The organism is Synechococcus sp. H55.2 (assembly GCF_047462495.1).
In the GTDB taxonomy this organism is placed as follows: Bacteria; Cyanobacteriota; Cyanobacteriia; order Thermostichales; family Thermostichaceae; genus Thermostichus.
Map to the genome: position 1 here is coordinate 17,464 of NZ_JANSJH010000005.1, position 21,623 is coordinate 39,086.

Here is a 21,623-nt window from a genome sequence, read left to right on the forward strand (position 1 = left end):
GAGCGGCTCAGCCCAACCCCAGCCCCGGCAGATTGATGTTTCCGGTCAGCTCCTCCATGCGTTTGCGCATCGTCTCGGCAGACTGGGTGTAGGCGTTCACCATCGCCGTCAAGAGCAAGTCCTCTACCACATCCGCGGATTCTTTGAGAACCTCGGGATCCAAAGACACCTTGAGGGGTTCTTGGTTGCCGTTCACCGTCACTTTCACCAGCCCATTGCCGGCTTCGCCGACGATCTCCATCTCTTCCAGCTCTTTTTGCAGCCTTTGAGCGCCATCCCGCACCTCTTGGGCCTTCTTGAGGGCTTCCTGAATTTTGCCGAAGGGACCAAAGCCTCGGGTCATGGGATCCTCTCCTTAGTTATCCAGACACTGCTGTTCTACTCTACCCGTTTCCTCTTGCCGGTAAAAGCACCCGAAAATGGAGCCAGACCTGCCTTCCTTAGGTTGCCCTTAACTCTGGCGGATTATCCTCACAACAGAACCAGCAGAAGAGAAACCCCAAAGCCCGTCTGCTCGTCGGTGTTCGCCGTTTGGAGGTGCCATGGCTCAACTGTTGCAGGATCCGCAATCGCCCTTAGCCCAGCCCATACCCTTATCCCAGAAGCCCTCTCCCCTGCCCTGGGGGCGCTGGATCCCGGAGCGTTGGTACGTGCATTTGGGCCTGGTGCTGGCCTGTTTGGCGTTGGGGTTTCCGGTGTTGTATGCCCTGATCGTGAGCACCCAAAACAACGCCGAGGTGTTCCGCTACCAATTGACCTTTGGCTCTTCGTTGGCCTTCAACTGGCAGCAGGTGATGGTGGCGCGCCACTTGGGCCACTACATGGTCAACAGCGCCATCATGGCCGCGGCCATCACGGTGGGCAAGACGGTTTTGTCCCTGCTGGCGGGGCTGGCCTTCGTCTACTTTCGCTTTCCGGGCAAAGGGCTGGCCTTCGGCTTTGTGCTCATGACCTTGATGATGCCCACAGAAATCTTGATCATCGCCCTGCTGCGGCTGGTCACCAACTTGGGCTGGGGATCCACCTACTACGCCTTGATCGTGCCCTTTTTGGCCAGCGCCACGGCCACGTTTTTGTTTCGCCAGCATTTTTCCAACATCCCCCGCGAGTTGGCGGAGGCGGCCCAACTGGACGGGGCAAACCCCTTGCAGTTTCTCACCCAAGTGCTGATCCCCCTGAGCTGGAATGCCATCGGGGCCCAGGCGGTGATTCACTTCGTCTACGCTTGGAATATGTACCTGTGGCCCCGCTTGATCGTGCAAGGCCGGGAGCGGCAGGTGGTGCAGGTGGGGCTGCAATCCTTGCTGAACTTGGATAGCTCCGCCTCCTATGGCCCCATGATGCTGGGGGCGATCATCGCCAGCATTCCGCCGCTGGTGGTGTTTATTGCCCTGCAAAAGCCTTTCATGAGCGGCCTAGCCCTCAGCCGCGACAAATAAATCAAATAAGTTAAGTTAGCGAGACCCTCACCCTGCGAGTACTCCCTTCATGCCCAGAGATCTGCGCCGTTTCGTTGCCCTGCTGGAGTCCCGTGGCCAGCTTCGCCGCGTTTCAGCCGAAGTGGATCCCGACTTAGAAATTGCCGAGATCGCCGATCGCCTTTTGGCTTGTGGGGGGCCGGCGCTGCTGTTTGAACGGGTGAAGGGATCCGCGATGCCGCTGCTGATCAACGTTTTGGGCACGCTGGAGCGCATCTGCTGGGCCTTGGGGATGGAGGAGCCGCGGGAGCTGGAGGAGCTGGGGAAAAAATTGGCCTTGCTCTACCAGCCGCGCCCGCCAAAAAGTTTTGCCCAGGCGGTGGAGCTGGGGCAGGCGCTGTTCAGCGTCTTCAAGGCTAGGCCCAGCCGGGATCTGCTCCCCCCCTGTCAGCAGGTGGTGCTGCGGGGAGAGGAGGTGGATCTCACCCAATTGCCCCTGCTGCGGGTCTATCCCGGCGATGCCGGGCGGGTGCTGACGTTGGGCCTGATGGTTACCAAAGACCCGGAAAATGGGATCCCCAATGTGGGGGTGTACCGCCTGCAACTGCAAAGCCGCAACACCATGACGGTGCAATGGCTGTCGGTGCGGGGGGCCACCCGGCATCTGCGCAAGGCGGCGGCCCTGGGGCGGAAGTTGGAAGTGGCAGTGGCCATCGGGGTGGATCCCGCCGTGATCCTGGCAGCGGCCACGCCCCTGCCGGTGGATCTCTCGGAGTGGCTGTTTGCCGGCCTCTACAGCGGCGAAGGGTTACACCTGGCCCGCTGTAAGACGGTGGATCTGGAGGTGCCGGCCCAGGCCGAGATCGTCTTGGAGGGCACCATCACCCCTGGGGAGGTGGCCCCCGACGGCCCCGCCGGGGATCACATCGGCTACTACGGCCCCCGCAACGAGCAGGCTCCTCTCATCCGCTTCCACTGCCTCAGCCACCGCCGCGATCCCCTCTACCTCACCACCTTCAGCGGCAAGCCCCCCAAAGAAAACGACCTGATGGCGCTGGCCCTCAACCGCATCTATACCCCCATCCTCAGGCAGCAGGTGCCGGAGATCGTGGATTTCTTTTTGCCCATGGAGGCCCTGGGCTACAAGGCGGCCATCTTGTCCATCGACAAAGCCTATCCCGGCCAAGCGCGGCGGGCGGCCCTGGCTTTTTGGAGCGCCCTGCCCCAGTTCAGCTACACCAAGTTCGTTATTGTGGTGGACAAAGATATCAACGTGCGGGATCCACGGCAGGTGCTCTGGTGCCTGTGTTCCCGAGTAGACCCGCAGCGGGATGTGTTTATTTTGCCGGACAATCCCTTCGACGCCCTGGACTTTGCCACCGAAAAACGGGGTCTGGGGGGCAAGATGGGGATCGATGCCACCACCAAGATCCCCCCGGAAACCGATGCTCCCTGGCGGGCTCCCCTTGCCCCGGATCCGCAAGTGGCCCGCCTGGTGGATCGCCGTTGGGCCGAATACGGCCTGGCGGATCTGGACTTACAGCCGGCGGATCCCCGCCTGTTTGGCTACGAGCTCTAAGCCCGTAGGGCCTCGATGGGATCCAGTTGCGCCGCTTTGCGGGCCGGGAAAATGCCGAAGACCAGCCCAATCCCCGTCGAAAGCGTGAAGGAAACCGCCACCGCCACCAGATCGATCCGGGTGGCCAAGGGGGTGAATACCTGCACAATCACCAAAACCCCGCTGCTGAAGAGGATCCCGAGCACCCCCCCGGTCACGGCAATGAAGATCGCCTCGGCGGCAAACTGTTGTAAGATCTGCCGGCTATCGGCTCCGATCGCCTTGCGCAGCCCGATCTCCGGGGTGCGTTCTGCCACCGAGATCAGCATCACATTCATGATCCCCACCCCGCCCACCAGCAGGGAGAGAGCCGCCGTACCCGTCAGCAGCACCCGCAGCAACGTCAAAATCCTGGCCGAGCCATCCAGGAGCACCTTCTGGTTGCGGATGATGAAGTCGTCTTCTCCCACCAGTTGGTGCCGCTGCCGCAGCAGGTTGCGGATCTGGAACTCGGCAGCCGGCAGATCGGCTTCGGAGCGGGCGGAGACAAAAATGGCTGTCAGCTCCAGGCCATAAGGGGATCGCCGCCCGACAAAGCGGTTGGCCACCACATCCACCGGCAAAAACAGCCCGGCATCGCTGTTGCCAAACACCGTCGGCTTGGAGCGCAAGGTGCCGATGACCTCGAAGGGCAAGTTGTTCAACAGGACGGTCTCCCCGATGGCAGCAGCAGGATCCAGGCCGAACAACTGGCCAGCGGCCTCGCTCCCCAGCACCACCACCGGTCGCTGTTCCTCGATATCCGCCGGCAAGAGGAAGCGGCCCTGCTCGATCTCCAAATTGAGCACCGACAAATACTCCGGCCAGGTGCCGGTGGCTTCATAGCGGCGATCCACCCCGCCCCGCACGGCCCGCACGTTGGTTCCAAGGCTGGGGACGGCTGCCGATACGGCAGGCACTTCCGCAACAATCGCCCGCAGATCTTCGAGGGTAATGGGGCGGGTGTTGCTCGCATCCGCCAGGCCCAAGCTGGAAGAAAAGACAATGAGCAAATTGGTGCCCAAAGAGCGAAACTGATCCACTGCCAGCTCCTGGGCAGCATGGCCAAACCCGGCAATGGCCACCACGGCGGCGTTGCCGATGAGGATCCCCAGCATGCTCAGCCCGGTGCGCAAGCGATGCCGTCGCACCATTTGCCAGGCCATTTTGGCCGCAGTTGCCAGGCTCATGGCTGTTGCTCCACTTCCTTGATCAGGGTTCCTATGCTCACTCCTGGCGGCAGGGCCGTAAAGACTCGATCCCCTGCCTGCAGACCGGAGCGGATCTGGGTAACGCCACCCTGGGTGATGCCCGTTTCCACGCGGCGATAGACAGGTCGCCGGGTTCGCGGATCCAGTAGGATCACGCCTTCCTGGCCTTCCTCGCGCAGGATGGCCACCGAGGGCACCGTCAAAGCCTGCGGCTGGGGATCCCCGATGAAATCCACCGAAACATTCATGCCGGTGCGCAAAAAGTCGGCTCCGGGCTCCGGCTCGACGAAGACCCGAAAGACCGTTACCTCCCGCACCACCACCGTAGCGGGGGCAATTCGCTTCACCCGACCCTGTACCACGCGGTCGGGATAGGCCAGAGACCGGATCTCCACCGGCTGGCCCAGCCGCACTTGGGCAATTTGGGCTTCCGGCACTTCTGCTCGCACCTCAATTCCCTGGGCCAGCGCCAAAATCGAGCTGGAAGAAGCGGCAGTGGCATCGGAAGCGGCGGTTGTCGGGGCTACAAAGGATCCCACTTCGGCAAAGCGCTGCACCACCACACCGGAAAAGGGGGCACGGACTTCGGCCTCGGCCAGCCGGGATTGCCGTTGGGCCAGCTCGGCTTGCGCCTGAGCAATCTGAGCTTGAATTTGCTGCAGGGTTTCCGGGCGGCTCCCCAGTTGCAATCGCTGCAGCTCCTGTTGGGCCGCCCGCAAATCCGCCTGCGCCTGTTCCAGGCGGGCCAGACGTTGATCCAGCTCGCTGCGGGCTACTGCCCCCGCCTGTGCCAGGGCCTGAATGCGCTCCAGCTCTTTTTGGGCCAGACCCACCTGCGACCGGGCTGCATCCACCCTAGCCTGGGCCGCCGCGATCACTGGGGGGCGCTCGCCGGCCTGTTGCTCCGCTAGACGGGCTTGCAGCTCTTGGATGCGGGCCTGCGCTTGCCGAATGCCGCTGGCCAGATCCCCGTAGTCCATCCGGGCCAACAACTGCCCTGCCACCACTTCATCCCCCTGATCCACCAACAGTTCTGCCAGGCGACCCGACTCGCGGGGGCTAACATTCACCTGTCGGATCGGCTGCACCTGGCCGCTTACCCGCAGACGTTGGGTGAGATCCACCACCTGAACCGGTACCGTTAATCGTTCCAGCCGTTCTGCCCGCTGCTGCTGAAGCTGACGCTGGATCAGGAGACCGCTGCCCCCTAAGCCAGCCAACAGCAGGCCCAAAAGCATCCAGCCAAAGGGAAATCGCTTGCGGCTGCTCTGTGGCAGGGGCTGATCTACAGGCTTGGGAGAAGACAGGGATCCCGTCTCAGTCTTGTCCGTGTGCAGGATCACAGAAAATCTCCCATTCTTAAAAAAGCTTTGTCTTTGTCTAGACTATTGGAAAAAGGCGGGGGGCGTAAACACGGTTTCCCGCATCCCTCGGCCAGCTCTGTACAGAAAACAGGAACGATTGCTACCATAGTTAACTGCCGGTAGCGCGGGAAGGCCATGAACGTTCGCATCAACGCTGAAGAGATCATCCGCTCCATCGAGGCGGCGCACCTGAAAAGGGATCTGCCTGAGATCCGGGTTGGCGATCAGGTACGGGTGGGAGTTCGCATTCAAGAGGGGGGCAAGGAGCGGGTGCAGGCTTTTGAGGGCACGGTCATTGCCATGCGCCACTCCGGCATCAACCGCACCATTACGGTACGCAAGGTTTTCCAGGGGATCGGCGTGGAGCGAGTTTTTCTCATTCATTCCCCGCGCATTGAGTCGATCCAGGTGCTGCGGCGGGGTAAAGTGCGCCGGGCCAAGCTGTTCTACTTGCGGGATCGGGTGGGCAAAGCCACTCGCATCAAGGCCAAGACAGAGAATATGGATAATCGGGAACAGCCCCTCTGAGGTTTGGGTCGTACCTGCTACACTGAGTAAGCGGGTGTGTCCCTGCCAATGCGTCCTTAGTTCAGTTGGTAGAACGTCGGTCTCCAAAACCGGATGTCGGGGGTTCGAGTCCTCCAGGGCGCGTTGATGTCAGACCCCTTGCGGTGACGGCTTGGGACCCCCACCCAAGGGAACTGTTGAAGCCATGAAGTTCGTTCCTGTACCCAACCTACTCTCTGCCCTCTTGCTGGGGTTGCTGCTTTGGCTAGGGATCCCTATCTGGCCCCCAGTTACGGCGGCAAACGCCAAGATAGATCCCGAGATCGATCGGCTGTTTGAGGAGGCTTTTGCTGCTACCGGGCGGGGGGATCTTGCCCAGGCGGAAGCCTTGTGGACTCAACTGTTGCAGATCCAGCCGCACAATCCGGCCTTGTGGAGCAATCGGGGCAATGCTCGTGTTGGCCAGCACCAATTCCAGGCAGCTCTGGAGGACTACGCTGAGGCCATTCGTTTGGCTCCTGAGGCGCCGGATCCCTATCTGAATCGAGGGGCTGCTTTGGAGGGATTGGGGCGGTGGCAGGAGGCGATTGCGGATTACGAACGGGTGTTGCAGTTGGATCCCAACGATGCGGCGGCCTACAACAACCGCGGCAATGCTGAAGCGGGGCTGGGCAACTGGCAGCAGGCTTTGGCCGACTACCGCCGCGCCACGGAGCTGGCTCCCGATTACGCTTTTGCCCAGGCCAACTATGCCCTCAGCCTCTACCAGATGGGCGAAACAGAGGCTGCGCTGCGCTTGATGCGGGCTTTGGTGCGCAAGTACCCGAGGTTTCCAGATATGCGGGCCGCTCTCAGTGCCATTCTCTGGGTGCAGGGTCGCCAGGGAGAAGCCGAAAGTCACTGGGTAGCCGTGCAAGGGCTGGATCCCCGCTACGCCGACCTGGAATGGGTGAGATCTGTCCGCCGTTGGCCACCGGCGATGGTGGCAGCTCTGGAGCGTTTCCTTGCTCTCAAATAGTCTCTCAAGCTTCAGTAGTAATAAATAGTGGGAAGGATCGCCTAGAAAATACCTGCAGACCCACCTCTGCGCATTGGCGAAACAGTTGCTGGGGATCCCCGCAGCCAGAGCCTCAGGTTACATCCTGTCTGGGGGGATGGGGGTTGCTAGATTGGGATCAAGCCGAGAGAGGATGCTGGCAGCAGGCTCAGCTCAGAGCCAAAGGAGGGATCCTGAGTGCTGCCGGCAGACTGCGAAAAAGACTGTGTAAAGGACTGCTTCATTTTTTGTCTGTTTTAGACTTATCGCGACGTGTGGTATCAACGTGGGTGCAATGGCTTTTTTCTCTCGCTCTTCTTTCTTCCTCTCTGATGGGAGAGGGGGACGGCGAAGCCACCGGAGCTGGGCAGGGCTGTTGCTCGTGGTTTTGCAGCTTGGGCAGCCCGCTGTGGCCCAGACAGAAACCCGGGTTTGGAGCGGAACCGGCCAAATTTTGAGTGGCCAGGGGCAGGGGGCAACGGTGCAATTGGTCTTGGAAACGGGTGGAGGACGTATCTGGACCCAATCGGGGCCGGTTTTGGATGCACCGTTTTCCGGCGGCCATATTTCGGTCAATAGCGGCGATGGCACTTGGCAAATCCAGTCGCAGGGGGATCAGTTGCTGGTTACTTTTTACCGCGGCGATCAGATCATCCGCTGGCAACTGCGGCCCATTGGCGAGCTCCCAAGCTCTTCCCCTGCGGTGCCATCCAGTTCTCTGAGCAGCGACTCCGCTCAGCCTGTGGCCCTGCCCGTCCAAGAGCTGGTCATCCCAGTACTGAAGAATTTGCCCGGCACCCCCTGAGGGATCCCTGCCCCGCCGGTTTTCAACTCCCCTCTCCCAGAGGGAGAGGGGCCGGGGGTGAGGGGCTGGGGGTGAGGGAAGCGCTTGAGGAGTGGCTTAATCGCGTTTAGCCAACCCGCCCTCTGTCGGCAGGACGGCCGCGGCAGCAAGGGCCGGGAGTTTCTGTGCTGGAACCGAGGTGGTTGCACAAAACGGCGTTGCCGGAATCTGGACGCGGTGGGGTTCCCACAATCGCTCCCTGTTGAAACGAGCAGCTTGCCCTCTATGCATCAGCATGAGGGCGGGGGTACGTCACCTGAGCAGCGCGACGGCTGGCAGGGGCAGTTGAGCTGCCGCCGCCGCATCCAGCAACCAGAGCAGCCGTCCGTTGGGGTTGACGCGCTGGCAGGGTAGGTGGGCCTCGGTGGTCAGCGCCTCTTTCACAATGGCAGCTTTGTTCGCTCCGGTTACCAAGAACACCACCTGGGCTGCCCGATTGAGGACAGGGTAGGTCAAGGTTAGACGCGGCTCCGGCCCTTTCTGCCCCACTGTTACCCAGCGGTGTTGCACCTGCAGGGCGGCGGTGTCGGGAAATAAAGAGGCTGTGTGGCCGTCCTCCCCTACCCCCAGCCAGATCAGGTCGAGAGAAGGGCACTCCGCGCCGAAAAGCCGCCGCAGGGTCGCCTCATAGTCGGCAGCATCGCGAAGCGGATCCCCCGCTTGGGTGGGCATGGGAAACACCTGATCGGCCGGGATCCCGATCCACTTCAGCAGGGTTTCTTGCACCATGCGGTAGTTGCTCTCGGGATGCTCCGGGGGGACGTAGCGCTCATCTCCCCAGAACAGCCAGGTTTGTTGCCAAGGGATCCCTTGGGTTTGGGCGAGAGCAGCATACAACTGCTTGGGGGTGCTTCCCCCCGCCAGGACCACGGTAAAACGTCCCCGCTCCCGGATGGCAGCCGCTGCCCGGCTTTGCCAAACCTCGATGGCCCGCTGAATGAGGACGGATCCCTCTGGAAAGATCTCCAACTGGAATCCCTGCATAGACCCAAACCTTGACGCTGACTCCCACCGGGTCAGCCTACCTGCAGCAACACCCTACCGGCAATCCCTCTTGAGCCGCTTGGGCGGGCAAAGGTTAGGAAGCCACCGCCAACTCTTTGGCTTCGGCCTGGATTTGCTCGTAAAGGGCGCGCAGCTTTAGGCCCACGATAACCTGAATCAGGCCAGAGCCATTGCGGGATCCCGGATATTCTGGGTGCTTGCGCAACAGTTCCGTCAGCTCGCCGTAGTAGCGGGTGGACAGGTTGCTCAAGTGGTTCTCGATGTAGACGACTTCCTCCAGTTTTTCAAAGGTGCCGTCGATCTCCAAAATCGAAACCGGGTGATCGAAGTAGGTGGAAGGGCCGTAGTGGAGGCGGATCCCAGGATAGGAACAGGTCAGCTTTTTGCCGCAAGGGATCCAATCGATGGTGGAGCCTTCATCGAAGAGGTAAACAGGGTTGAAGTACTTGACCCCTTCCCGCTGAATCAGCCGTACCCGCAACACCTTGTGCTCCGGATCCAGCTCTGGCAGCAACTGGGTGGGCAGAACCTCGATGACGGCATCGGCATACTGCTTCTGCACATCGACATAAGCCTCAAAATCGGGACGGCGAGCCTCGATCGAGCGCAACACATCTTCGTAAGTGTGGCCCCGCTCGGCCATGTCCCGCTTCACCTTCCAGGCAATCTTGATCTCCGGCGCCAAATCCAAGTACACCTTGAAGTCCAGCAGCTCGCGCACCCGCTCGTCGTACATGGGATGCAGCCCTTCCAGGACGATGATGCGGTTGGGATCCACCCGCTCCGGCGGGTCGATGAGGCCGGTCTCGTGGTTGTAAATCGGCTTCATCACGCTTTGGCCATTCTTGAGCGCCTTGGCCTGCTCGTACATCAGGTCGAAGTTGTTGGCGCGGGGATCCAGTGCCGTGATGCCCTTCTCTTTGCGCTGGTAGCGATCCAAGGAGTGATAGTCGTCCAGACAAATGGTGGTGATCAGATCCCGGCCAAACAGATCCCCCAGCCGACGTAAAAACGTGGATTTGCCACAGCCAGAATCTCCGGCGACACCAATCATCACAATACGATCAGGACTGCTTGCCATGGGAACTCCTTGGGGACGGGCAGGGCAAAACTGAGAAAAAGCTGCTAGGAAAGTTACCAACTGTTACGGCTCTGCATGATACCACAACAGAGCCACTACCTCACAACCCGCTTGCAGGCCAGAGATATCAGCACCTTAAGGAACAATTTAACAAAAAATGCATATTCTTGGCCGCTGAGCTCGGCTGGGAGCAGTTTTTTGGGGGTGTCGCTCTCGGCATCAGCTCGAAAGGGCTGCCGGCTTCTCTGCTGGCAAGTTCCATTTGGCCAGCCGGGCTGCTATGGTGTTTGCTATCCATTTTCTCTCCAGTGCCAGGAGCAGATCGCAGTTATGGTTGCCAGCGCAGAAAAGCGAGAGGTTGTCGTCAATCTGTATCGTCCCAACGCGCCTCTGATCGGACAATGTGTGGAGACCTACTCCATTGTCGGCGAGGGGGCGCCCGGGCTGACCAAGCACATCGTGCTCAGCTTGCCGGATCCCAACTACCGCTACCTAGAAGGGCAAAGCGTTGGCATTATCCCCCCTGGCGAAGATGCCAAAGGCAAGCCCCACAAGCCCCGCCTCTACTCCATTGCGTCCACCCGCTACGGCGATGATGGCGAGGGGCGCACCGTTTCGTTGAGCGTGAAGCGGGCCGAATACGTGGATAAAGAGACGGGCCAGCCGGGGGTGGGGGTCTGCTCCGGCTTCCTCACCGATCTCAAACCCGGCGACGAGGTGATGATCACCGGGCCCTCGGGGAAAACCTTCCTACTGCCCGAAGATGAGAACGCCAACCTGATTTTGATCGCCACCGGCACCGGCATCGCCCCTTTTCGCGCCTTCATCAAGCATCTGTTTGAGGAGGATCCCAACTATCAGGGCAGGATCTGGCTGTTTTTTGGGGTACCTACCACTTCCACCTTGCTCTACCACGGGGATCTAGAGGCCTGGAAAGCCCAGTACGGGGATCGCTTCCGCGTCGATTACGCCATCAGCCGCGAACAGCAAACCCCCGACGGCAAAAAGATGTACGTGCAAAACCGCATGGCGGAGTACGGCGCTGAGCTGTGGGAGATGCTGCAAAAGCCCAACACCTACACCTACATCTGCGGCCTCAAGGGGATGGAAGACGGGATCAACAACGTCATGGGGCCCTTGGCCGAACAAGCCGGTCAGGATTGGAGCAAGTTCCAGAAGGAGCTGAAGAAAGCAGATAGGTGGCACGAAGAAACCTACTGATTTTAAAACTTGCGTAGCATGTAAAGGGTGAGCGCTTTTTCCCCAGGAGCATCAAACCGTGGACGCGCGCTACAATCCCCGGGCCATCGAGAGCAAGTGGCAGGCCCACTGGCGTGAAATGGGGCTGGATCGCACCCCAGAGTTGAAGGACGGGATCCGCAAGTTTTATGCTTTGTCGATGTTCCCCTACCCCAGCGGCAACCTGCACATGGGGCATGTCCGCAACTACACCATCACCGATGTGATTGCCCGCCACAAGCGCATGCAAGGGTACGCGGTGCTGCACCCGATGGGCTGGGATGCCTTTGGTCTGCCGGCGGAGAATGCCGCCATCGACCGGGGGATCCCGCCGGCCAAGTGGACCTACCAGAACATCGCCCAGATGCGGGATCAACTGCAACGGCTGGGGCTTTCCTACGACTGGGAGCGGGAGATAGCCAGTTGTTCGCCAGACTACTACAAATGGACGCAGTGGATCTTCCTGCAATTTTTGAAGGCGGGCCTGGCCTACCAAAAAGAGGCGGCGGTGAACTGGGATCCCGTGGATCAGACGGTGCTGGCCAACGAGCAGGTGGATGCGGAGGGGCGCTCCTGGCGATCCGGCGCTCTGGTGGAAAAGCGCCTGCTCAAGCAGTGGTTTTTCAAAATCACCGCCTATGCTGACCAACTGCTGGCCGACCTAGAACAGCTCTCCGGCTGGCCGGAGCGGGTGCGCATTATGCAGGAGAACTGGATCGGCCGGTCGGTGGGGGCTAGGGTTGTCTTCAAAGCGGAGACAGGGGAGGAGCTGCCGGTGTTCACCACGCGGCCCGATACCCTCTGGGGGGCCACCTTCATGGTCATGTCGCCGGAGCACCCCTTGGTGGACAAGCTCACCACCCCTGAGCAACAGCCCGTCGTCAAGGCTTACCAGGCCGAGGCTGCCGCCCGCAGCGAGATCGAGCGCAGCGCCGAAGACCGGGAAAAAACGGGCGTCTGGACGGGATCCTACGCCATCAACCCCGTCAACCAAGAGCGGATCCCCATCTGGATTGCCGACTATGTGCTGATGGGCTACGGTACGGGGGCCATCATGGCCGTGCCCGCCCACGACCAGCGGGACTTCGAGTTTGCCCGCAAGTTTGGCCTGCCCATCAAGCAGGTGGTGCAGCCGCCCGGCGAGGCAGGGGAGACGGCTGCAGATCTGCAGTCGGCCTGGACAGGGGAAGGGGTGATGATCAACTCCGGCCCCTTGGACGGGATCCCGGTGGGCAAAGGCCCAGGGCAGAGCGTAGAAAGAGCCATCGCCTGGTTAGAGAGTCAGGGCTTGGGGGAACGGCAGGTGAACTACCGCCTGCGGGATTGGCTCATCTCGCGGCAGCGCTACTGGGGCTGCCCCATCCCCGTAATTCATTGCCCCCACTGCGGGATTGTGCCGGTGCCGGAGGAGGATCTGCCGGTGCTGTTGCCGGAGGATGTGGAGCTGAGCGGACGAGGTGGCTCTCCCTTGGCCCACTTGGAGGACTGGGTGAAGGTAAAATGCCCCACCTGTGGCGCCGATGCCCGCCGCGAGACCGACACGATGGACACCTTCATCTGCTCGTCCTGGTATTTCCTGCGCTTCAGCGATCCCCGCAACGACCGCGAGATCTTCCGCAGAGACCTGGTCAACGCCTGGCTGCCGGTAGATCAGTACGTGGGCGGTATCGAGCACGCCATCTTGCACCTGCTCTATTCCCGCTTTTTCACCAAGGTGCTGCGAGATCAGGGGCTGCTGAATTTTGACGAGCCGTTCTTGCGTCTGCTCACCCAGGGGATGGTGCAGGGGCGCACCTACTACAACCCCAACAAGTCCGGCAAGGATCGCTGGATCCCGGCGGCTCTGGTCAAGGATCCCAACAACCCCACAGATCCAGAGACCGGCGAGCCCCTGCAAGTTATCTACGCCACCATGTCCAAATCCAAAGGCAACGGCGTGGATCCGGAGGAGGTGCTGGCCCACTACGGAGCGGACACAGCCCGCATGTTTATCCTCTTCAAGGCGCCCCCCGAGAAAGATCTGGAGTGGGACGACGCCGATGTGGAAGGCCAGTTTCGCTTTCTCAACCGCGTCTGGCGGCAGGTGTACGAGTTTGTCGTTCGCGGTAGCGGGACGGAGTCCTTGCGGGGCAAAGCCGCCGAGCTGCTGCAGGCCCAGGTCGAGGCGGGATCCCTGACCAAGGCCGAAAAAGATCTGCGCCGCGCCGTCCACACGGCCATCCAGGCAGTCAGTGAGGATCTGGAGGAATACCAGCTCAACACCGCCATCGCCGAGCTGATGAAGCTGAGCAACGCCCTGGCCGAGGCCGGGATCCCGGATTCGCCGGTCTATGCGGAGGGGATGCGCACCCTGGTGTTGCTCTTGGCCCCCTTTGCCCCCCACATTGCCGAGGAGTTGTGGCAGGCGCTGGGCGGCCCGGACTCAGTCCATCGTCAATCTTGGCCCAGCCATGATCCGGCGGCTCTGGTGGCCGACACGGTAACCATTGTGATTCAGGTGAACGGCAAATTGCGCGGCTCATTTGAGGCACCGGCGGACGTGACGCCAGAGGAGCAGGAACGCTTGGCCCTTCAGTCTGAGGCGGCGCAAAAGTATCTGGAAGGGGCGACGCCCAAAAAAGTGGTGGTGGTGCCGAAAAAGCTGGTTAACTTGGTTCTCTAGCTGCGTCTGGCCATCGGGTTTGGGGTCGGCATGGCAGCCCTACCGGCTTTCCGTAACCGAACCATGTCGTTGTAGCTTTCGCGCCGCTCTAACTCCCCTCTCCCTCAGGGAGAGGGGCTGGGGGTGAGAGCTGGGAGAGACGATTAAACTGGGCTTCGTCAATGCGGCCGGCGCGGAAAAGAGTGGTTTTGATTTCCGAGAGGGTGAGAACGGCATGGCCGCGGTACCCCTGCTCTTGCAAACGCTCTCGCGCCCCCTGCTCGTGATCGATCAGCACCACAATGTCTTCCACCTTTAGCCCTGCCGAGCGCAGTTTCTCGGCTCCTTCCATGGCGCTGCGCCCTGTAATCAAAACGTCATCCACTACAACCACCGTTTCCCCCGGTTGGTAGGATCCCTCGATTTGCCGGCGAGTTCCGTGGGCTTTTACCTCTTTGCGGGGATAGATCATCGGCTTATTTAAGCGCAAGGATAATCCGGTTGCCGTCGGCAGAGATCCATAGGGGATCCCGGCAATCCGCTCGAAGGAAAGGGTTTCTAAAATCTCTGCGTAAGCCTTGAGAACGCGATGGAAGATTTGCGGCTTGGAAATAATGGTACGCAGATCAATGTAATAGGGCAAAGTTTGCCCAGAAGCCTGGACATAATCTCCAAATAGAATACAGCCGATGTCGTACAGCTCTAGGATCAAATCCGTATGAGGATTGGGCTGCAACAGACAGACATCCGGCACCCACAAGGTGCAAGCCGACCCAGATCCCGACTGTCCCTTCTGAGAGCGAGCTGTTTCCACGGTTTCTCGCAACTGGCTTACAGCCTCTTTCAAATCCTGGCGAGCCAACCAGTCCTGGGGTACCGGCAGCAACAGGCCCTCTCCATGGGCGTTCAACCCCGCCTGCAGACAAGCCTGCCAGTCCACGCCCTCTCCCCAGAGGCTGCGGGCCAAGATCAGCCGTTCGGGAGCAGCGGCGCGGATGCGACCCATCACTGAGGGATGCGCGGATCCCACTTCCAGCGCTACCTGTTCGGGTGTGCCCCAATGGCGGCACTGTTTCACCAGATTTAGGTGAAGGGGTTCCACGCTCTCTATTCCTTCCTGCTGCCCGGCGATGGCTTCGGCAGGGTAGTCCTGGATGGCGTTGGCCCCCGGATTGCTGGTACGGCAGAGCAGAAACACAGCTTTGTGAGGATAGAGCAAAAACGGAGCCACCAGATCCTGGCCTGCATAAGGATTGAGGGTGAGGGCATCCACATTCCAAACTTCAAAAGCCTGCCGAGCCAGAACAGAGGCGCTGTTCAAATCGGCGTACTTGGCATCGAGAATGACCGGGATCCCTGTGGGCACTCGGCGCAGCACCGCTTCCAGCAACTCCAGGCCGCCAGATCCCAGGGCCAAATAAAACCCCAGCGTCGGCTTGTAGGCGCACACGTGATCCTGCGTCTGCTCGATCACCCAGCCCAGCCAGTCCAGCAAGGCGGCCATCATTTGCGGTGTTGCAGAGGCAACCAGGTTGGAATCGGGCTCTCCCTTTGGCCTGAGGTGGGCAGGTAACAGCTCTGGATTGGGATCCAAGCCCAGCCAGAGACAGCTTTGGTTCTGCCGGCTTGCAGCCACCCACTTGTCGCTGAAACTCACCCCATATCTTTTCACCTGCAACGGTCGGCTCCTTGGCTTTTCTCATTGTGCGTCGTTCTCCATCCTCTCCTTTGGGATCCCTTCCCGTCAGGCCAAGGTTCGACCCCGATTAAGCCCACAATGAGGCTATGCTGAATTGAGCACCGCATCTATCCCCCTGTTGCCATGCGAGACCTTCTGCGCGACATCCTTCGAGATTGCTCTGGCTTTGTGGAACTGCGCTACCACAGCAAGGTGTTTCGCAGTGTCACCGCCGAGAAAGGCCGCCTTGAGCGCACCGCGGTTCGCCGCCGTTCCGGCGTGGGGGTGCGGGTGCTAGAGGCCGGCACCTGGGGCTTTGCCGCCACCGGGGATCCCTCGCCGGCTGCCATTCGAGAGGCCATTGCCGAGGCGCAGCAGGCTGCCCGCGCCAGCGCCGACTACCGCAAACACAAGTTGCAGGCTTTGCCCAGCGTGCGGTTGGCCCAAGGGGAGTTTTGCGAGCCCGGCGTGGGAGAGGTGCTCAACAAGCCTCTAGAGGCGAAGATCCAGTTGGTTTTGGAAACGGAAGCCCAAGCCCAGAAGTCTTCCGCTCGTATTAGCTCCGCCAGTTGCACCTACAACGAGATCTACGAGGAAAAAGCCATTGTCACCACCGATGGGGCGGATGTGGCCTTTCGCCTGGTGCGCCCCGAATTGCGGGTACAAGCGGTGGCCGAGGCCGATGGCCAACTGAGCAGCGGCGCCGAGTCCATCGGGGTAACGGGGGGGTGGGACTGTCTGTTCCGCTCGGATCCCTTGCAGATGGCGGAAAAGGCGGCTGCTACTGCGGTCGATCTCCTCTCCGCAGGCTACGCCGAGGGAGGATGGGCCACGGTCATTTTGTCTCCTTCCATCGTGGGTCTGCTGGTGCACGAGGCCATTGGCCACACCGTCGAGGCGGATTTTGTCTTGGCCGGCTCGGTGGCTGCCGGCAAGCTGGGCCAGCGGGTGGCCAGCGAACTGGTTACGCTCAAGGATTCAGGCCGCTCCGAATTTATGCCGGGGGCAGGGGGGACGCTGCCGGTGGACGACGAAGGCGTTCCCACCCAAACCACCACCATCATCCAAAACGGCATTTTGGTGAGCTACCTGCACAACCGCGAAACGGCTGCCCACTTCGGCGTCGAGCCTACCGGCAACGCCCGCGCCTGGGAATATGCCGATGAGCCCCTCATCCGCATGCGCAACACCTACCTCGAGCCGGGATCCCAGACTTTGGAGGAGATCATCGCCAGCACTCCCGACGGCTACTTCCTGGATGGGGCCAGAAACGGGCAAGCCGACTCCACCGGCGAGTTTATGTTTGGCGTGGAGCGGGCCTACCGCATTCGCAACGGCAAGCTGGCGGAGCTGCTGCGAGGGGTCACCATCACGGGCAATGCCTTTGAAGTGTTGCAATCGGTGGATGCCGTCTCGCGGGATTTTCTCTGGGACCTGGGATCTGGCCATTGCGGCAAGGGGCAGCCGGCCAAGGTGGATGCAGGCGGTCCCTACATTCGCTGCCGGGCCATTGTAGGCGGACAACAGACTGCTTAGCTGCTTCGGCGGGACTCTACCCGTAGGGTCGTTGCCACTCCCACCACTTAAGTCGGGGGATCCTTACGCAGCCCATGGACAGGCTCGTAAAGGGGTTGTCAATGCGCCCCTAGACAGTTCCCTATAGCCAAGCCGCAAAGTTCTGCTTACTTAGTCATCATCAAATAGCAATGAAACGTTATTGCCACGTAACGCTGTCACGAACGCGCTGGCCGCGCGGAGCCCTATCCCTAACTCCCCTCTCCCTCTGGGAGAGGGGCCGGGGGTGAGGGAGTACTCCCTCTGGGAGAGGGGCCGGGGGTGAGGGAGTACTCCCTCTGGGAGAGGGGCCGGGGGTGAGGGCAGCGGCGCGGAGCGCTTATAAGCCCAGTTTTTTGCTCATCAAGCAAACACCACCGTTTTGTTGTGGTAGACCAGCACGCGATTTTCCAGGTGATAGCGCACGGCCCGAGCCAGGACTAGGCGTTCCATGTCGCGGCCTTTGCGGATCAGGTCGGCAACGGTATCGCGGTGGCTGACCCGCACCACATCCTGCTCGATGATCGGCCCCTCATCCAGATCTTCGGTGGCGTAGTGGGCAGTTGCGCCGATGATCTTGACGCCCCGTTGGTGGGCGCGCTGGTAGGGGTTGGCGCCGGCAAAGGCGGGCAGGGTGGAATGGTGAATGTTGATCACCGGCGGCGCCTGGCGGAGCAGCCACCCGCTCAGCACCTGCATGTACTTGGCCAACACCACCAGGTCGATGCGATACTCCTGCAGCAAGGCAAGCTGGCGGGTTTCTGCCTCTGCTTTGCTCTCTGGAGAAATCGGGATGTGATGGTAGTCGATGCCGAAGGAGCGGGCCAGCGGCTCCAAGTCGGGGTGGTTGCTGATGATCAAAGGGATCTCCGCCGGCAGTTCCCCAGCCCTCTGCCGCCAGATGAGATCCAACAGACAGTGGGGCTGCTTGCTGGCCCACACGGCAAGGCGACGGCGCGTGTCGGAAAAATGCAGTTCCCAGTTGGCCTGGATCCCACGGGCAATGCCCGAGAAGGCGGGGACAATTTCCGCCCGCTCCAGTTGGAAGCCCTCTAAGTCCCACTCGATGCGGCTTAGGAACAGCCCTGCCTCGGGATCCGTGTGGTGGTCGGCATGCAGGATGTTGCCGTCGTAGCTGTAGATAAAATTGGAGAGCTTGGCTACCAGCCCTTTTTGATCGGGGCAAGACACCAACAAAGTGGCCGTGGGCATAGAGGTGCGAAGAGCTCGCCTCTTTACCCTAGGGCCTGGATCGGCCCCAGAGCAAGGCTGTCAATCGACCCGGTTGATCTCTGCCAACAGCCAGGGATCCACCGGCTGGCCATCCCAACGCTTCAGGTCGATGCGAATCCAGATGGTTGCCGAGGAGCCGGCAGGGGGCAGCTCCTGGTGAAACGAGATCTCGTAGTCGGAGGGGTTTTGGCCGTGCTGCCGCAGCCAGGTTTCCACCTTCGCCGGGGCAAAATAGGACTGCCCTTGCTCGAACAGGCGCGCGATCTCCAGGCCAAAGCAAAGCGGGTTGAAGCGGGCCATCGACTAGGCGGCGTCTGCGGTTGGCGAGTTGTCGGCTGTGGCGGCTACGGGTTCTGCCCCATTGGCGGGTTTGCCAGGCGGATTGGCTATGGCGACCGACTCGGCTTGGGTTCGGGCCGCTGCTGGGCGGACAGCTTTTTCCAGCTCCTGTGCCTCTCGGTTCAACTGCGCCTCAAACTCTCTGGAGGCATCTTGCAAGCTGCGCAGGGTTTTGGCCAACGTGCGACCGATCTCCGGCAATTTGCGCGGCCCAAAGACCAAAAGGGCCACCGCAAAGATGACCAACATTTCCGGCAGTCCAACACCCAAAAAGTTCATAAGCCCTGGGATCCCTTCGCTTCCCTAGACTGACATTTTCTCGCCGCAGACCGCAAGTCACCGCAGGCCCTCTTCAGCCATTCCCACAGCTTAGGTGTTTTGTGCTCAGCTCGCCCAGGCCAACTTCTCCCTGGCCAGCCAAATCAAAATGGTAAAATTGCGTCATCAGTCAACTTCTTTATCGGCCCAGGCTTGCCCATGCTCCAAACCCTACAAAAGCTCCTTGGGGATCCCAACGATCGCAAGATCCGCCAGTACCGTCCTGTTGTCAAGCTGATCAACTCGCTGGAGATCGAGATCGCCTCTCTTTCCGATGCGGAGCTCAGGGCCAAGACCACCGAGTTTCGCCAGCGCCTGGATAGAGGGGAGTCCCTCGACGACCTCCTGCCCGAGGCGTTTGCGGTGGTGCGGGAAGCGGCCAAGCGGGTTCTCAACTTGCGCCACTACGACGTGCAGCTCATCGGCGGCATGGTGCTGCACGAGGGCCAGATTGCCGAGATGAAAACCGGCGAGGGGAAAACACTGGTCGCCACCCTGCCTGCCTATCTCAACGGCCTGACCGGCAAGGGGGTTCACATCGTTACCGTCAACGGCTACTTGGCCCGGCGGGACTCGGAGTGGATGGGGCAGGTGCACCGTTTCTTGGGCCTGACGGTTGGCCTGGTGCAAGAGGGTATGTCCACCGAAGAGAAGCGGCGCAGCTACAACTGCGACATCACCTACTGCACCAATAGCGAGCTGGGCTTCGACTACCTGCGGGACAACATGGCCACCGACATCAAAGAGGTGATGCAGCGGCCCTTCAACTACTGCATCATCGACGAGGTGGACTCCATCCTCATCGACGAGGCCCGCACCCCCCTGATCATCTCCGGCCAGATGGCCCGCCCCTCCGAAAAGTACCTCAAGGCGGCCCAGGTGGCGCGGGAGCTGATCCGGGACGAGCACTACGAAGTGGACGAAAAAGCCCGCAACGTCATCCTCACCGACGAAGGGTTTGAAGCCGCCGAGCGGTTGCTGGGGGTCTCCGATCTGTTTGACCCCAAGGATCCCTGGGCCCACTTTGTCTTTAATGCGGTGAAGGCCAAGGAGCTCTTCATCAAGGATGTCCACTACATCGTCCGCAACCAAGAGGTGGTGATCGTGGACGAGTTCACCGGGCGGGTGCTCCCCGGTCGCCGCTGGTCGGATGGGCTGCACCAGGCGGTGGAAGCCAAGGAGGGGGTGCCGATCCAAAACGAGAGCCAAACCCTGGCCACCATCACCTACCAAAACCTCTTCCTGCTCTATCCCAAGCTCTCCGGCATGACGGGCACCGCCCGCACCGAGGAAGCCGAGTTCGGCAAAACCTACAACCTGGAAGTGACGGTGATCCCCACCAACCGGCCCATCCGCCGTAAAGATGCTCCCGACTTGGTCTACAAGACCGAAAACGCCAAGTGGAAAGCGGTCGCCGAGGAAATTGCCCACATGCACGAGCGGGGCCGGCCGGTACTGGTGGGGACGACCAGCGTGGAAAAATCTGAGCGCCTCTCGGCCATGCTCAAGGAGATGGGGATCCCGCACAACCTCCTCAACGCCAAGCCGGAGAACGTGGAGCGGGAAGCGGAGATCATCGCCCAGGCGGGGCGCAAAGGTGCCGTAACCATTGCTACCAACATGGCCGGGCGCGGCACGGACATTATCTTGGGCGGCAATGCCGAGTACATGGCCCGCCTCAAGCTGCGGGAACGGCTGATGCCCAAGCTGGTGCAACTGGACGCCGACAACCCGCTGGGATCCGTTCCCATGCTAGGGCGGGGTGGGGGCCAGGGATTTGGAGGATCCTCACCTAAGCCGAAAAAATCCTGGACGGTGGTCTCTCCCAACTTTTACCCCTGTGAGCTGTCGGCCCGCACCAGCCAAGCGCTGGAGGAGGTGGTGGCGGCGGCGGTGACCAAATATGGGTTGAACCGCCTGCCGGAGCTGGTGGTGGAAGATCTCATCGCGGTGGCCTCGGAGAAAGCGCCGGTGCAGGATCCGCTGATCTTGCAACTGCGGGAGGTCTACAACAGCATCAAGGCCGAGTACGAAAAGGTAACCGAGGCCGAGCACGAGGAAGTGGTGCGGCTGGGCGGCCTGCACGTGATCGGCACGGAGCGCCACGAGTCCCGTCGCATCGACAACCAGTTGCGGGGCCGCGCCGGACGGCAAGGGGATCCCGGCTCCTCGCGGTTTTTCCTCAGCCTGGAAGATAACCTGCTCAAGATCTTCGGTGGCGAGCGGGTGGCCAAACTGATGGACATGTTCCGGGTGGATGAGGACATGCCCATCGAGCACCCGCTGCTTTCCAGCAGCCTGGAGAACGCGCAGCGCAAGGTGGAAGTGTATTACTTCGACCTGCGCAAACAGGTGTTTGAGTACGACGAGGTGATGAACAACCAGCGGCGGGCCATCTACTCAGAGCGGCGGCGCATCTTGGAAGGGGAGAACCTCAAAACCAAAATCCTCGACTATGTGCGCAAGACTGTCGAGGAGATCGTGCGGGCCCACGTCAACCCGGAGCTGCCGCCGGAAGAGTGGGAAATCGACAAGCTGACCGCCAAGATGCAGGAGTT

Annotated in this window: 18 protein-coding genes and 1 tRNA gene; 10 read left to right on the forward strand and 9 right to left on the reverse strand. The window is 60.9% G+C overall.

The window, feature by feature from the left end:
* Positions 1-7: 7 nt before the first annotated feature.
* Positions 8-343 carry a YbaB/EbfC family nucleoid-associated protein gene (locus tag NW844_RS01380; protein WP_414332825.1) on the reverse strand — a complete coding sequence of 112 codons (336 nt, stop codon included), beginning with the start codon at positions 341-343 and terminating at the stop codon, positions 8-10.
* Positions 344-542: 199 nt separating this feature from the next.
* Between NW844_RS01380 and NW844_RS01385 the strand changes: the two genes are divergently transcribed.
* Both NW844_RS01385 and NW844_RS01390 read left to right on the forward strand, forming a co-directional pair.
* Positions 543-1,439, forward strand: a complete 897-nt coding sequence (locus NW844_RS01385; protein WP_414332827.1) for a carbohydrate ABC transporter permease — start codon at positions 543-545, stop codon at positions 1,437-1,439.
* Between the two features lie 49 nt (positions 1,440-1,488).
* Entirely contained in the window at positions 1,489-2,997 is a 1,509-nt protein-coding gene (locus NW844_RS01390) for a UbiD family decarboxylase (protein WP_414332828.1), read from the forward strand.
* Here NW844_RS01390 and NW844_RS01395 read toward each other — a convergent pair.
* Positions 2,994-4,205 (reverse strand): ABC transporter permease, encoded by a 1,212-nt coding sequence (locus tag NW844_RS01395; protein WP_414332830.1) that lies wholly within the window; start codon positions 4,203-4,205, stop codon positions 2,994-2,996. The two genes, NW844_RS01390 and NW844_RS01395, sit on opposite strands and share 4 nt — an antisense overlap.
* Complete coding sequence (locus tag NW844_RS01400; RefSeq protein ID WP_414332832.1) at positions 4,202-5,569, reverse strand: efflux RND transporter periplasmic adaptor subunit; 1,368 nt, start codon at positions 5,567-5,569, stop codon at positions 4,202-4,204. The genes NW844_RS01395 and NW844_RS01400 overlap by 4 nt, the downstream gene beginning before the upstream one ends.
* Before the next feature lie 156 nt (positions 5,570-5,725).
* Here NW844_RS01400 and rplS point away from each other — a divergent pair, with 156 nt between their 5' ends.
* The 4 genes from rplS to NW844_RS01420 all read left to right on the forward strand — a co-directional run bounded on the left by rplS (position 5,726) and on the right by NW844_RS01420 (position 7,938).
* Entirely contained in the window at positions 5,726-6,118 is a 393-nt protein-coding gene (gene rplS / locus NW844_RS01405) for a 50S ribosomal protein L19 (protein WP_414332833.1), read from the forward strand.
* A 50-nt stretch (positions 6,119-6,168) separates the two neighbouring features.
* A tRNA-Trp gene (locus NW844_RS01410) sits at positions 6,169-6,241 on the forward strand.
* Positions 6,242-6,302: 61 nt separating this feature from the next.
* Positions 6,303-7,115, forward strand: a complete 813-nt coding sequence (locus NW844_RS01415) for a tetratricopeptide repeat protein (RefSeq protein ID WP_414332834.1) — start codon at positions 6,303-6,305, stop codon at positions 7,113-7,115.
* 427 nt (positions 7,116-7,542) lie between these two features.
* The gene (locus NW844_RS01420) at positions 7,543-7,938 is read left to right on the forward strand and encodes a hypothetical protein (RefSeq protein WP_414332835.1); all 396 of its coding nucleotides are present in this window, start codon (positions 7,543-7,545) and stop codon (positions 7,936-7,938) included.
* Between the two features lie 291 nt (positions 7,939-8,229).
* On the opposite strand, the gene pgl is transcribed toward NW844_RS01420, so the two are convergent.
* On the reverse strand, positions 8,230-8,961 hold the full coding sequence (gene pgl / locus NW844_RS01425) for a 6-phosphogluconolactonase (protein ID WP_414332837.1): 732 nt from the start codon (positions 8,959-8,961) through the stop codon (positions 8,230-8,232).
* Between the two features lie 94 nt (positions 8,962-9,055).
* Positions 9,056-10,063, reverse strand: coding sequence for a phosphoribulokinase (locus NW844_RS01430; protein ID WP_414332839.1), 1,008 nt, complete (start codon positions 10,061-10,063; stop codon positions 9,056-9,058).
* Positions 10,064-10,393: 330 nt separating this feature from the next.
* On the opposite strand from NW844_RS01430, the gene NW844_RS01435 reads away from it, so the two are divergent.
* Positions 10,394-11,284 (forward strand): ferredoxin--NADP(+) reductase, encoded by an 891-nt coding sequence (locus NW844_RS01435; protein WP_414332840.1) that lies wholly within the window; start codon positions 10,394-10,396, stop codon positions 11,282-11,284.
* A gap of 58 nt (positions 11,285-11,342) precedes the next feature.
* Positions 11,343-13,964: a leucine--tRNA ligase gene (gene leuS, locus NW844_RS01440; protein ID WP_414332842.1), complete on the forward strand. Its 2,622-nt coding sequence runs from the start codon at positions 11,343-11,345 to the stop codon at positions 13,962-13,964.
* An 88-nt stretch (positions 13,965-14,052) separates the two neighbouring features.
* Here leuS and NW844_RS01445 read toward each other — a convergent pair whose 3' ends face one another.
* A complete protein-coding gene (locus NW844_RS01445) occupies positions 14,053-15,615 on the reverse strand; it encodes a bifunctional orotidine-5'-phosphate decarboxylase/orotate phosphoribosyltransferase (RefSeq protein ID WP_414332882.1) in 1,563 nt (520 codons plus the stop codon).
* Positions 15,616-15,765: 150 nt separating this feature from the next.
* Here NW844_RS01445 and NW844_RS01450 point away from each other — a divergent pair, with 150 nt between their 5' ends.
* The gene (locus NW844_RS01450; RefSeq protein ID WP_414332844.1) at positions 15,766-17,157 is read left to right on the forward strand and encodes a TldD/PmbA family protein; all 1,392 of its coding nucleotides are present in this window, start codon (positions 15,766-15,768) and stop codon (positions 17,155-17,157) included.
* Between the two features lie 381 nt (positions 17,158-17,538).
* On the opposite strand, the gene purU is transcribed toward NW844_RS01450, so the two are convergent.
* Genes purU through NW844_RS01465 form a run of 3 tightly spaced genes read right to left on the reverse strand, consistent with a single transcriptional unit; the run spans position 17,539 to position 19,026 of the window.
* Positions 17,539-18,387: a formyltetrahydrofolate deformylase gene (gene purU, locus NW844_RS01455; protein ID WP_414332845.1), complete on the reverse strand. Its 849-nt coding sequence runs from the start codon at positions 18,385-18,387 to the stop codon at positions 17,539-17,541.
* A 60-nt stretch (positions 18,388-18,447) separates the two neighbouring features.
* Entirely contained in the window at positions 18,448-18,708 is a 261-nt protein-coding gene (locus NW844_RS01460) for a hypothetical protein (RefSeq protein WP_414332847.1), read from the reverse strand.
* 3 nt (positions 18,709-18,711) lie between these two features.
* On the reverse strand, positions 18,712-19,026 hold the full coding sequence (locus NW844_RS01465; protein ID WP_414332849.1) for a TatA/E family twin arginine-targeting protein translocase: 315 nt from the start codon (positions 19,024-19,026) through the stop codon (positions 18,712-18,714).
* 198 nt (positions 19,027-19,224) lie between these two features.
* On the opposite strand from NW844_RS01465, the gene secA reads away from it, so the two are divergent.
* The coding region (secA, locus tag NW844_RS01470) for a preprotein translocase subunit SecA (protein WP_414332851.1) at positions 19,225-21,623 on the forward strand (2,399 nt) is incomplete at its 3' end.